The sequence below is a fragment of the Spongiactinospora gelatinilytica genome, assembly GCF_003236385.1.
Classification (GTDB): domain Bacteria; phylum Actinomycetota; class Actinomycetes; order Streptosporangiales; family Streptosporangiaceae; genus Spongiactinospora; species Spongiactinospora gelatinilytica.
Genome location: NZ_POUA01000249.1, coordinates 1 through 11,666, shown reverse-complemented (window position 1 = coordinate 11,666; position 11,666 = coordinate 1). Strand labels below are relative to the sequence as shown.

Annotated in this window: 15 protein-coding genes; 4 read left to right on the top strand and 11 right to left on the bottom strand. The window is 71.5% G+C overall.

The window, feature by feature from the left end:
- Positions 1 to 625 (top strand): FtsX-like permease family protein (locus C1I98_RS26375; RefSeq protein WP_146607640.1); only part of this gene is annotated, 625 nt, incomplete at its 5' end.
- Here C1I98_RS26375 and C1I98_RS26370 read toward each other — a convergent pair.
- Genes C1I98_RS26370 through C1I98_RS26350 form a run of 6 tightly spaced genes read right to left on the bottom strand, consistent with a single transcriptional unit; the run spans position 606 to position 5,976 of the window.
- On the bottom strand, positions 606 to 2,189 hold the full coding sequence (locus C1I98_RS26370) for a PucR family transcriptional regulator (protein WP_111170123.1): 1,584 nt from the start codon (positions 2,187 to 2,189) through the stop codon (positions 606 to 608). The genes C1I98_RS26375 and C1I98_RS26370 overlap by 20 nt on opposite strands.
- Before the next feature lie 56 nt (positions 2,190 to 2,245).
- Positions 2,246 to 3,082 carry a GNAT family N-acetyltransferase gene (locus tag C1I98_RS26365; RefSeq protein ID WP_111170122.1) on the bottom strand — a complete coding sequence of 279 codons (837 nt, stop codon included), beginning with the start codon at positions 3,080 to 3,082 and terminating at the stop codon, positions 2,246 to 2,248.
- 1 nt (position 3,083) lies between these two features.
- Entirely contained in the window at positions 3,084 to 4,445 is a 1,362-nt protein-coding gene (locus C1I98_RS26360) for a serine hydrolase domain-containing protein (protein WP_111170121.1), read from the bottom strand.
- Positions 4,442 to 4,639, bottom strand: a complete 198-nt coding sequence (locus C1I98_RS40680; RefSeq protein WP_146607639.1) for a hypothetical protein — start codon at positions 4,637 to 4,639, stop codon at positions 4,442 to 4,444. Before C1I98_RS40680 ends, C1I98_RS26360 begins: the two co-directional genes overlap by 4 nt.
- A 30-nt stretch (positions 4,640 to 4,669) precedes the next feature.
- Entirely contained in the window at positions 4,670 to 4,912 is a 243-nt protein-coding gene (locus tag C1I98_RS43155; protein ID WP_199537225.1) for an ABC transporter substrate-binding protein, read from the bottom strand.
- Positions 4,852 to 5,976 carry a serine hydrolase domain-containing protein gene (locus tag C1I98_RS26350; protein WP_233508196.1) on the bottom strand — a complete coding sequence of 375 codons (1,125 nt, stop codon included), beginning with the start codon at positions 5,974 to 5,976 and terminating at the stop codon, positions 4,852 to 4,854. Before C1I98_RS26350 ends, C1I98_RS43155 begins: the two co-directional genes overlap by 61 nt.
- Before the next feature lie 148 nt (positions 5,977 to 6,124).
- On the opposite strand from C1I98_RS26350, the gene C1I98_RS26345 reads away from it, so the two are divergent.
- Together C1I98_RS26345 and C1I98_RS26340 are read left to right on the top strand one after the other, a co-directional pair.
- A complete protein-coding gene (locus tag C1I98_RS26345) occupies positions 6,125 to 6,970 on the top strand; it encodes a M55 family metallopeptidase (protein WP_111170119.1) in 846 nt (281 codons plus the stop codon).
- A gap of 163 nt (positions 6,971 to 7,133) precedes the next feature.
- Positions 7,134 to 7,457 carry a hypothetical protein gene (locus C1I98_RS26340; RefSeq protein ID WP_146607638.1) on the top strand — a complete coding sequence of 108 codons (324 nt, stop codon included), beginning with the start codon at positions 7,134 to 7,136 and terminating at the stop codon, positions 7,455 to 7,457.
- Between the two features lie 53 nt (positions 7,458 to 7,510).
- On the opposite strand, the gene C1I98_RS26335 is transcribed toward C1I98_RS26340, so the two are convergent.
- Together C1I98_RS26335 and C1I98_RS26330 are read right to left on the bottom strand one after the other, a co-directional pair.
- Positions 7,511 to 8,278 (bottom strand): hypothetical protein, encoded by a 768-nt coding sequence (locus C1I98_RS26335; RefSeq protein ID WP_146607637.1) that lies wholly within the window; start codon positions 8,276 to 8,278, stop codon positions 7,511 to 7,513.
- A gap of 328 nt (positions 8,279 to 8,606) precedes the next feature.
- The gene (locus C1I98_RS26330; RefSeq protein ID WP_111170116.1) at positions 8,607 to 9,035 is read right to left on the bottom strand and encodes a DoxX family protein; all 429 of its coding nucleotides are present in this window, start codon (positions 9,033 to 9,035) and stop codon (positions 8,607 to 8,609) included.
- Between the two features lie 83 nt (positions 9,036 to 9,118).
- Between C1I98_RS26330 and C1I98_RS26325 the strand changes: the two genes are divergently transcribed.
- Entirely contained in the window at positions 9,119 to 9,580 is a 462-nt protein-coding gene (locus tag C1I98_RS26325; RefSeq protein ID WP_111170115.1) for a MarR family winged helix-turn-helix transcriptional regulator, read from the top strand.
- Positions 9,581 to 9,732: 152 nt separating this feature from the next.
- Here the strand turns inward: C1I98_RS26325 and C1I98_RS26320 are convergent, their stop codons facing one another.
- The 3 genes from C1I98_RS26320 to C1I98_RS26310 all read right to left on the bottom strand — a co-directional run bounded on the left by C1I98_RS26320 (position 9,733) and on the right by C1I98_RS26310 (position 11,391).
- The gene (locus C1I98_RS26320) at positions 9,733 to 9,996 is read right to left on the bottom strand and encodes a hypothetical protein (protein WP_146607636.1); all 264 of its coding nucleotides are present in this window, start codon (positions 9,994 to 9,996) and stop codon (positions 9,733 to 9,735) included.
- Between the two features lie 285 nt (positions 9,997 to 10,281).
- Entirely contained in the window at positions 10,282 to 10,593 is a 312-nt protein-coding gene (locus C1I98_RS26315; protein WP_146607635.1) for a hypothetical protein, read from the bottom strand.
- A gap of 255 nt (positions 10,594 to 10,848) precedes the next feature.
- The gene (locus tag C1I98_RS26310) at positions 10,849 to 11,391 is read right to left on the bottom strand and encodes a hypothetical protein (RefSeq protein WP_146607634.1); all 543 of its coding nucleotides are present in this window, start codon (positions 11,389 to 11,391) and stop codon (positions 10,849 to 10,851) included.
- Positions 11,392 to 11,666 lie beyond the last annotated feature (275 nt).

The window sequence follows — 11,666 nt, the reverse complement described above, 5'->3', positions numbered from 1 at the left end:
GGGCCGGGTGGGACAGCGACTGGACCTCGTGATGGGCGACGGCGCGCGGGTCGAGGCCCGCGTGGTGGCCACCTACCGGCGCGCGCTCGGCTTCGGCCCGATCGTGGTCTCCCGCGATCTCGCCCGGGCGCACACCACGACCGGCCTGGACTCGGCGATCCTCGCCCGCCCGGCCGACCTCGGCCCGCTGCTCGCGCGGTGGCCGGGCGTGGCGGTCGGCGAGAGCACCGACGGGCCGCAGGCGGGCGAGGCGTCCGCCCAGTCGCTGGTGAACCTGGCCGTGCTCGGCGTACTGCTGGCCTACGTCCTGGTCGCGGTGGCCAACCGGCTGGTGGCCACCACCACCGGGCGGCGCGAGGAGCTGGACGGCCTGCGCCGGCTCGGCGCCACGCCGCGCCAGTTGCGGCGGATGCTCCGCGTCGAGGCCGCGATGATCGGCGCGGGGGCGTCGGTGGCCGGTATCGTGCTCGCCGCCGTGCCGCTGGTCCTGCTCAGCATCGGCTTCCTGGCCGGTCCGCTGCCCGCCGGGCCGTACTGGCCGGTGCCCGCGCTGGTGCTGGTGGTGGGCCTGATCGTGTGGCTCGCCGTGGAACTGCCCGGCCGCGCTACCCGCCGGGTCGGGTGAGGCGGAGGTGCAGCATGGCCTCGAAGCGGGCCTCCGGGTCGGAAAGGTCCAGCCCGGCCACCTCCGCCAGCCGCTTGAGCCGGTAGCGGAAGGTGTTCGGGTGGACGTGCACCGCCGCGGCGGCGGCGATCACGTCGCCGAAGGTGTCCAGCCACGCCGACAGGGTCTCGGTGAGCGCGGTACCGTGCTGGGCGTCGTACGCGCGCAGCCGGGTCACCGCCGCGCCGGAAAGGTCGTCCTCGACCGAGACCCGGTCGGCCACCTCCAGCAGCAGGGACGGCACCCACACGTCGGTCAGCCGGGCCGCCCGCAGCGGCGACCGCCCCGCCCGCAGCACCCGCAGCGCCCGGTCGGCCTCGGTCCGCGACCTGCGCAGCTCGGCCGGCCGCGCCGCCGTCCGCCCGAGGCCGATGACCGCCGAGACCCGCCCGCCGATCCGCTCCAGGAAGGTCTGGGCCACCCGCAGCGCGGCCTCGTCGGAGGCGGCCGGCAGGATCGCGTACACGATCTCGTCGAGCTGCGCGGTGGCCGCCTGCGGATGCACGGCGCTCAGGTGCAGGGTGAGCGCCTGGCAGGCGCGCTGCGCCACCGCCACCCGGTCCGGCCCGGAGAACTGCCCGGTCACCGCCAGCGCCAGGACGCAGGCCGGATGCGCGGAAAGGCCGAGCCTGGCCGCCGCGTCCGCCGCGCCGGAGCCGCCCTCCAAGACCTTGGCCAGCAGGTCGGCGCGGAGCCTGCCGCCGACGTCCTCCCCGGCCCGGCGGCCGAGCAGGTGCAGCGCGGCCACCTTCGCCGCCTCCATGAGGGACCGATCGCGGTCCTCGGTCAGCGGCTCGCGTACCACGACCCAGATCGAGCCCAGGATCTCGCCACCGGCCCGGATGCCGATCGCCACCCGGGGCTTGTCCACGATGGTGTCCAGGTAGACGGGGCGGTCGCTGCTGTAGAGCTCGTGGAACGCGCCGCGCTCCTCCAGCATGCGGAGCTTGTCGTAGGGCACCTGGCGTTCCAGGATGGTCGCGATGCGGGCCTCGTCGCCCTCGTCCTGCCTGCTGGAGAACGCCAGCACCCGGCCGTTGCGGTCTTCGACCGTCACCGGGCCGTCCAGCAGCGCGGCCGTCGCGTTGGCCAGCGCGAACAGGTCTCCGGCCAGCGGCGCTCCGGCGGTGTGCGCCTCGCCCGCCTCCTCGACCGCGAGCAGCGACCGCAGCAGCGCGGAGATCGGCGCCCACGACGCGCCGGGCGTCAGGCCGAGCACCGGCACGCCGGACTCGGCCACCGCCTCCTTCAGCCGGCCGTCCACCTCCACCGGGGAGCGTACGATCACCGCGGCCGCCCCGAGCGCCGCCGACCGCTCGACCAGCGCGGCGACCTCGCCCGCCCCGTAGACCCCGACCCCGAGCACCAGCGGGTCCGGTATGCCGGAAGGCTCGTCGAGCGGGTCGTGGATGAGCACGCCGCCGACCGGGCGGGACGGGTCCGGTTCGCCCGCGACGACCTCGACCAGGGTCGAGCCGAGGTCGTCGATGATCCGGCCCAGCACGGACCTCGGCGGTGAGATCACGACGTCGGGGCGTCCGCGCGGACGGGGGTGTCGCGGTTCATATGGTGCCTTTCCTGCTACTCCCGAAGCAGGATATCCCCGTCAGGACCGGCCGGGCGTTCCACCACGTACCACCCGTCCCTGGCGAAACCGGTGACCTTCCAGCCCTTGGCCATCAGCCCGCCGAGCACGTCGCGGACCGCCGAACGCCACTCCCGGGCCCCCCATGGGTCGCGTCGCCGCAGCGCCTCGATGTCGGACGGCACCCGGACCATCACCACGTCGCCGTCGGTACGCCCGGCCGCCGGCCGTTCACCGGGCCCGGAGTCCAGCCCGATCACGACGCTGTCGCGGCGCGGGCCCGGCCCTCGCACCGGATCGCCGGAAAGGTCCCAGCGGACCAGCAGCCGGTCGGTGTCGGTGCCCGCGTTCACCTCGTCGTGCATCACGCCGTAGAAGTTCGGCAGGTACTCCATGGGCACCGCCCCCAGCTTGGCCAGGTTGAAGTAGGCGTTGCGGCTCACCAGCGGGTCGAACGTCCAGGTCACCGCGGGGATGCCACGGTCGATCGCCCAGCCCCGCTGGTGCAGCTTGAGGGCGAAGCCCACGTTGCGGCCCCGGGAGGCGCCCTCCACCGCGGTGATGTGCGAGTGCAGCCCCGCGGTGGCCAGCAGCCCCACCGACACCCCCACCATCCGCTCGCCCTCGTAGGCCACCGAGGCGTACCCGCCGGAGTGGGAGAGCACGCGCAGCAGCTCGGGGGTCATCAGCGGATTGCCCGCCCCGGTCCGCCACACGCGCTCGATCAGCCGGCACGCCTGGTGGGTCTCCTCAAGGTCGTGCACTTCCCTGATGGTCACACCGGCGTCGGTCGCGGCCTGGCCGGCGGCCTCCCACGGGTCGTTGTCGGCCACCTCAGCCGGCCTTCGGGGTGGCCCGGCCCCCGTGGTGCAGGTACCGGGAGCCGTCGTTCAGCGAGTAGAACACCACCGGGACCCACTCCTTGCGCCCTTCCACATGGGTGGCGAACACGCCGGGCTCGGCGGGGTACAGCACGCTCTCGGTCTCCGGGTGCTCCGACAGCTCGGCCTGGGGGCCGGTGGCCAGCGTCCGCATGACCAGCTTCCCGTCCTCGAAGACGACCGTGAAGCGCACCGACGCCCGCTCGTACACGCCGGTCAGCTCGGCGGGGTCGAACGGCACCTCCTGCTCGGCGGGCGCGATCGGGGCGGGCATCGCCACGCCCGCCAGCTCGGCGAAGATCTCCCGGTACAGGTCCCGGTAGAGGGCGTCGGGGTCGCCGCCGTTGGTCAGCAGGCAGACCGCCAGCTCCGCGTCGGGAAGCACCTGGAGGAACGCCGACTGCCCGATGGTGTTGCCGCCATGCCCGAACAGCCGCCTGCCGTCCCAGCCGTTCAGGATCCAGCCGAGTCCCCAGGCGTCGCCGAGCAGGTACGGGTCGGGCAGCCGGACCTGCTCGGTCCGCATCAGCTCCGCGCTCTCCTGGGACAGCACGCGCGAGCCGTCGGCGGCGACGCCGCCGTCCAGGTGCATCCTGACGAACGTCAGCACGTCCTTGGGGGTCGAGCAGATCAGCCCGGCCGGTCCCATCGAGCGGGGCAGCACCCACTGCGGCGCGACCACAGGCGGGTCGCCGAAGTGCCCGGCGGCGGCCCGGAACCGCAGCGCCTCCTCCGGCAGCGTCACCGTGTGGGTGAGCCCGAGCGGGCGGAACAGCCGCTCGCGCATCAGCTCGTCCCACCGCATGCCGGTCAGCCGCTCCTGGATCAGGCCGAGCAGCGGGAATCCGGAGTTGCAGTACGACATGGTCGCGCCCAGCGGGTGGATCGCCGCCACGCCGTCCAGCAGCGCGACGTACTTCTCCAGGCAGTCGTCCCCGCGGCCGGTATCGTCGAACACGTCGCCGTCGATGCCGCTGGTGTGGCTGAGCAGGTGCCGCAGCGTCACGGACTTGGTGAGGTCGTCGCCGGCCAGCCGAAGCTTGGGGAACACCGACGCGATCGGCTCGTCCAGGGCGAGCTCGCCCGCGTCGACCAGGGCCATCGCGACGGTCGCGGTCCACACCTTGGTGATCGACCCGATCTGCCACAGGGTCTCGGTGGTCGCCTCGATGCCCGCGTCCACGTTGGCCAGGCCGGTGGCGGCCTCGGTCAGCTCCCCGCGGAAGAAAATGCCGAGGCTCGCGCCCGGTACCTTGTGCCTGGCGGCCAGCTCGGTGAGACGCGCCCGCCAGTGCTCGGCGCTCGGTTCAGTCATGATCGGCTCCTCCGCCGTCGAGTACGGTGTGCTCGGTCACAGATGATGTCCCAGGCGTCGGAGGCCAGGATGGCGTCCAGCGTGGCGTGCTGGATCGGCTTGGTGGTCACCTTCGCGCCGAAGTCGGTCCACTGCTTGGCCATCAGTTCCATCGCCGACGTCACCCGCGGGCCCTTGGTGCCGGAGAAGGGCACGGTGATGGTCAGCGGCTTGCCGTCCTTCGTCTAGACGCCGCCGGCCTTGGTCCAGCCGGCCTCGGTGAGCGAGGCCGCCGCCTTGGCCGGGTCGTGGGGCGGCACGTTGCCGGTGACCGTGTCGCCGGTGCAGGGGGTGGGGGCGACCTCGCCGAGGTTGGTGGCGGGCTTGCCGAGCCCGCCGGTGGCGACCGACCCGATCTGCTTCAGGTTCACCGCGCTGACCAGCGCGTGCCGTACCGCGAAGTCGGCGGTGGGATGGCCCTTGCCCACCGGGAACGGCGGCAGCGTGGTCCCGGCCAGCTCGTCCAGCAGCCCGGCGAGTTCGTGCAGCTTGTGGACCCCGCCGCCGTTGGTGAGGAGCACGATCGCGACGTCCCGCTCGGGCACCATGCGCAGCAGCGCGGACTGCCCGACCGTGCCGCCGTCGTGGCCGATGATGAGCCCGCCCTCGGCTTGGAACAGCTCCCACCGAGGCCCCAGTGGTCGGCCAGCGGGCCGTCACCCGGCACCTCGGCCTGCGGCTCGCGCATCGCCGGCGCGCTCTCCTGCGACAGTACCCGCGTGCCGTCCGATGCCAGGCCGAGCCGCTGGTGCATCCTGGCGAACGCGAGCAGGTTCCGGGCGGCCATGGTGAGCGTGGCGCCGGCGGGCGCGTTGGAGCGCGGCATGCCCCAGATCGGCGCCTTGACCAGTTCGCCGCCCGGCCCCTCGATGTGGCCCATGGCCACGCGGTGCCTGATGGCCTCGGCCGGTGAGGTCGCGAGGTAGGTCATTCCGAGCGGCGCGGCGATGCGCTCGCGGATCGCCGCCTCCCAGGTCTGGCCGGTCAGCACCGACACGATCCGGCCGAGCACCACGCAACCGCTGTTGCAGTACGACCACTGCGACCCCGGCGGGAAGAGCTGCCGGGCGGGCCCGGCCAGGGCGTCCACGTACCGCTGCACGGCGTCGTCGCCGTCGCCGTAGTCGTCGAAGATGTCGCCGTCGAAGCCGCCGACGTGGCTGAGCAACTGCCGCACGGTGACGGCGGCGCTGGCCGCCTCGTCGGTGACCCGGAAGCCCGGCAGGTAGTGCGCCACCGGCGTGTCGAGGTCGAGCAGACCCTCGTCGGCGAGCTGCATGATCAGCGTCGCGGTCCAGACCTTGGTGATGGACCCGATCTGGAAGATCGAGTCGATGGTCGCCGGATAGCCGAATTCCTTGTCGAGTACGCCGTACGCCGCCTCGGTGGTCTCGTCACCGTGCTGGACGGCGAGGACCGCGCCGATGAGGCCCTGCCGGCCCGCGTGCTCCGCCAGACGTGCCCGCAGTTCTTCGGACTCCACCCTGGTCACCTCCTGGAACGTTGCGTGAACAGTAGGCAGCGTCCGGCGATGCCGGATCGTGCGGGGATACGAAATCCGATCAGGTGAGATGTACGGACGTCCGAAGACATGAGGCTCGCCCGGTATGGAAGCCTTGTGACCCTCTGAGAGGAGTCAGATGGACGTCTACATTTCCGTGGACATGGAAGGTATCTCGGGCATCGCGACGGTCGATCAGGTCGTCCGCGGCGGGCACGGGTATCCACGCGCCCAGGAGCTGATGACCGCCGAGGCCAACGCCGCCATCGCCGGGGCCTACGACGCGGGCGCGGAGAACGTCACCGTCAACGACAGCCACGGGACCATGGACAACTTCCTCCAGGACGCGCTGGACGAACGGGCCCGGCTCGTCACCGGCAGCCCGAAGGCGCAGTGCATGGCACACGGCCTCGGCGGCGAGCACGCCGTGGCGCTGTTCGTCGGCTACCACGCCCCCGGCGGCTGCCCGGGCGTGCTCGCGCACAGCTTCTCCTCGCAGTTCTCCTGGCTCAAGCTGAACGGCCGGATCGTCTCAGAGGCCGAGGTGAACGCGCTGCTCGCGGCCGAGCACGGGGTGCCGGTGGGCCTGGTGACCGGCGACGACCAGATCTGCGGCCTGGCCGAACGCGTCTTCCCCGGCGTGGTCACCGCGCCCGTCAAGCGGGCGGAGGGCTTCTCCGCGGCCAACAGCCTGCACCCCCGGCGGGCCCAGGCGATGGTCCGGGCCGCGGCGGCCGATGCGGTACGCCGGGCCGCCGACCTGCGGCCGGTGGAGATCCCCGACCGGCTGGAGCTGACCGGCGGCTTCCAGACCGCCGCCGCGGCCGAGTACGCCGCCGAGGTGCCGGGCGCCAGGCGGATCGAGGACACCACGGTGACCTGCGAGGTCTCCGACCCCACCGCCCTGGTCGGGCTGATCGGGGTGTGGTTCGCCACCTCGTCGCTGGCCGCCCGGTCCCGGCTGCCGCTGGTCACCCTGCGCTGACCGGCCGGTCGCCGCGCGCGGACGGACCAAGGCCGTATCGCGATCCATTCTCCGCCTGCGGAGACATTCTCTCACTACCGACGGCATCCGAGTGAGCGCATAGTGGCTACGGTGCCGGTGGCCGGGCGTGAGCGCCCGGCGCGTGGAGGGAACGGAGGCGACCATGATCACTGATGCGGAGATCCATCTGGAGAAGCTCGCCACAGAGCTTGAACTGCGCGGCTTCGCCGTACGGCTGCGCGTCAAAGAAGGTTGGTCACCCTCACTGAGCGTGACCAACCCCAAGGCGCCGGTCCTAGCGGAGAGCATTCTGGTCATGGCGGATATGGAAGGCCAGGCCGCCTACTACTTCCCATGGCCGATGCGGATAGCGCCGGTGACCGAGCTGATCATCGCCGCCGACAGTGTCGAACGGGTGCTCGCCGAGACCGGCCGGCCGTCCAGAACGGCGGTCCCCACCGGCCGGCTGGAGGCCGACGCCCGCTGAGGGAGTGGATCCGCCGGGCGCCCCCGCCGGGCGGCGGCGGATCCGCGTGCTGGTCATCCGGCGTGGTTGCCACGCCTGCGCAGTACCAGCCCGGCCGAGGCGGCGAACACGACCAGCAGCCCCACCAGCACGAACGTCCGCCCGTCCGGCCCGGCGTCACCGCCGGCCCCGGTAGCGGCCCCGCCGATCGGGGTCTTGCCGATTTCCGGCGCCTCCTCGTCCGATGAGGTGGCGGACTCCGTGGGCGTCTCCGAAGCCGACTCGGACGGCGACGGGCTCGGGCTCGGGGACGGCGATTCGTTCTGGCCCGCTCCGGCGATGGTCAGCGGGGCGGCCGACAGCGCCGTCTCGTTCTGCACCTCGCACTCGATCAGCGGCTCGGTGGGCTTGGTGCCGAAGTTGATGGCGGCGGGCTGCACGGTCCCGGTGCCCGCCTTGTTCGGGGTGGTCTTGAGCTCCACCACGCTGGTCGGAAGCTGGATCTGCTCGTCCGTGCCGACCGGGGGAAGCGTGCCGACGCCCGTCGCGGACGTCAGCCCGTCGATCCCCTTGATCGAGGCGTACGCGTACAGCTTGGCGTCGGCGGGCAGCTCCTGCTCGGGCGCGAGCAGCGCGAGCTCGGTGTAGGCCCCGCGCCACCCGATGGTCATCTGCTGCCCCGTCACCGCCGAGGTCGGCACCTGCAACTCGACGTCGATGGTGACGATCTGCGTCTCGGTACTGCCGGTGTACTTGCACTGGTACACCACCACGTTGGCCGCCGCCTCGGCCTGCACCGGAGGACAGCAAAGCGCGAGTAGGGCGAGCAGTGCGGCTGACACGGATAACGAGCGGGCTCCCACGGCGGCTCCTGATGTGACAGACGGGGCATAGGAGAGACGGGGGATCGCGGCTTGCGGTTGACAGCGCTCACCGGGCGAGCTGATCACGTCTCGGTAGAAGATACGCCCGCCCCGGATCGATCGTCACCGTGACGTTGGTCCCCTCCCCGAGCAGCCCCGCGGGATCCGGCCCGGGAACGGTCACCGCCGCCGGGGTGGGAGACGTGGTACGGCCCGCCGGGAGCTTTCCGGATGGGTCCTGTTCTCGCGTGCGGCCTGTGGGTGCGCGAGGCGTGGAAGGGGGCGATCCCACGCCTCGCGCACCGGCTCAGACGCCTGCGGTCTCGGGGGTACGGCGGCGCTCCAGGAGCGTGTCCACCGCGAGCACGCCGCCGCCGCTGAAGCCGACCGCGAGCGCCGCGGCCCCGAGCGCGAGGACGAACTCGTAGCCGCCTCGCTCGACGGAGAAGCCCTGGCCGAGGTGGACGAAGTAGATCGCCCCCACCATGTCGATGGCAAGGAGGGTGCCGGCCACGGGCAGCGCAGCACCGATGATGATGGCGATCCCGCCGATGATCTCCAAGAAGGTGACCGCGGGGGCGGCGAGGGTGGCCAGCGGGATGCCCATCTGCTCGAAGCCGCCTGTGGTGGCCGCGAGGCCCGCCTCGGTGAGCTTCATCCAGCCGTGGATGAAGAAGATGGCGCCGATGGCCACCCTGGCGAGGAGCAGCGCGATGGGCTTGGCCCGATCGATCATGGGACGCCTCCAGGGATTGTTTGAATTTGAACAAGGCTCACTGTAAGGGATTGTTCAAATCTGAACAACAGTAGACTGGCAACGTGACCGAGACCCGATGGCTGGACGCGGTGGAGATGGCCGCCTGGCACGCGTTCCTGTTCGCCTATCACCGGCTGGAGAAGCGGATAGAGGAACAGCTCAAGGCCGATGCGGGCCTCACGCATCCGCAGTACGAGATCCTTGTCAAGCTCTCCAGTCTCCCTGATCACCAGATGCGCATGACCGAGCTGGCCAGGGGGCTGGTCATCTCCAAGAGCGCGCTGACCTACCAGATCGGCCAGTTGGAGAAGGCGGGTCTGGTACGGCGTACCGACTGTCCGGGCGACGACCGCGGCGTGCTCGCGGTGCTCACCGACGAGGGGATGGAGTGCCTGCGCAGGATCGCTCCGGCGCACGTCGAGGTCGTGCGCAAGTACCTCATCGACCGGATCACCCGAGACGAACTGATCACCCTCACCCGCGCCATGGGCAAGGCCAACCAGGCCATGCAGGCCACCGGCTGAACCTCTCGCGAGGCCCTGAAGCGGGCGGGCGGCGGGCCACAGGGGCACGCCCGGCACCCTCCCGCCGCGCCACCACGCCTTGGCGGCGCGGGGTTACGGGCGCACGTCTCGCCGTTGTCAATAGCGGCCGGCTGGGCCCCGCCATGGGCGCCCTACTTGTAGACCTTCGCCTTGGCGGAATTCCCGGGGAACGAGATGACCAGGTGCCCTTCCACCGGAGTGTCCGCCTCTCTGGCATGAATTCTGAGCCGATAGCCCTCGTGGCCCCGCACGGCCAGATTCGGTACGTCGTGACCCAGGTCACTCTCTCCGGTCTCCGGATCGTTCGGGAGCAGCAGGGTGCCGCTCGCGCTCTTCACACCGATCTCGACGACCTTGCCCCACCCCTTCAGCCGAAGCGGCGGAGGTGTGGTCATCGCCTGTACCGTCAGGCAGATCGGGTCGCCTTCCCCGTGGCCCAGCACCATGACCGCCGAGCCGGCGGCGGCATGGGAATCCTCCCCCCCGCCGTCGTGCTGCCGGTCGTGAATCCGGTACGCGCCGACATCGCCGGGGAAGTACGCGACCGTCTTCTGCCGTTCGCGCGCAACCGAGGCCAGGGGGCCGAGCAGCGGGAGTTCAGTTCGGTGGCGAAGGCGGCCGAGTTCTTCTCGCCCTGCGCGGTGGAGAGCAGCAGATCCGGGTATCGGCGGCCGACGACATCAGGGCAGGGGAACACGAGCGCGTCCATCGCGCGGCCCATGTCGGGCCCGCCGCTCCTCGGGGGTGCCCGCCGCGCACATCGCCCTGCCGTCCCCGAGATCCCGCCGGTCCGCCATGTCGTCGGGGAACAGCGGCAGCACGCCGCCCGGACCACTTCGGGCATGGCACATGAACGCCTTCTCGCGATCCTGCGGCCGTGTGTCGCCGTAGGGCCGGCGGAGCATCGTCCATTCCAAGCACTCGTCCTCCCATCCCCGCGCGGTGGTGAGCCGCGGCGACTCCTCGGGCTGGATGAGAAGAAGCGTGGGCACGAACACCAGGCGCGTTCAGCTCGCCCGGCCGGGGCGGTACGACGCCGCGTCGCGCGGCGGCCTCGTACGCCGAGCGCGCGAGCCACACCGCGTCGATGAGCGCCAGTTGCGCCATGAACTCGACGAAGATCAGATTGAAATGCGGCCCGCCGGGCGGCACGACCACCGTGTACATCAGCGAGAGCGCCAAGCTCCACCACCCGAACCGCACGGTCGCGGCACTCCACCGGCCGTCCCGAGCCTGCCCGATGAGGGTCAGCACCGTCCACCCGAAGCCGTCCACCCGAAGCCGGCCGCCCGCAGGAGGCTGGACCAGGCGTAGCCGAACATCGGCAGGCCCAGGAACACCAGGACAACGCAGGCGGAGTCGAGGAACACCAGCCCGTAACCGAGCGCCCGGAAACGGCGGGACTCCCCGGTGAGCGCGCGCACGAAGAGGATCGCCGTCGCCGTCCAGATCGCCGGGCCCACCACGGGCTTCCAGTCCTGGGCGACGAGATCGACGAGGTCGGACAGGAACAGCGCGTCCGCGACACTCAGGTAGAGCAGCAGGCTCAGCCACCCGGCCCGCGGTCCGTCCGTCCGCTTGTCGCCGCCGGCCACGGCAGCGCCCCGGAAGATCTGCCAGATGAGCCAGGCGCGAAACGCGCAGGCCACCGCCGCCAGAGGAAAAACGAGCAGATCAGCCCCGGGCGGCTCGAACAGGCCCAGAATGTCGAACGGCAGATGGCCGGACCCGGTGGCCACGGTCCAGAGCAACCGGAAATCGCCCGTGACACCGCTGACCGCCGCGGCCACGACCACTGAGGCCACGTACAGCCCGGCGATTCCGGCCGCTAACCACCCTAAGCGATATCTTCGCACGTCAAGCCCCATTTGATGAAGAATGGGGATGATCTAAACGCCCCCGGAAGGGAGGTCTTCCCCCTTCCGGACTTCAGCGAATACGCCCCGCCACTTACGGTAATTGGGCAGAAATGCCTGAAGTGTGAAGTAGGTCCGGCCGACCTGGTGAGGAGCAGCACGATGATCGCCCAGCACAGCAGTCCCGAGTACGCCCCGCCCCGCCCCGC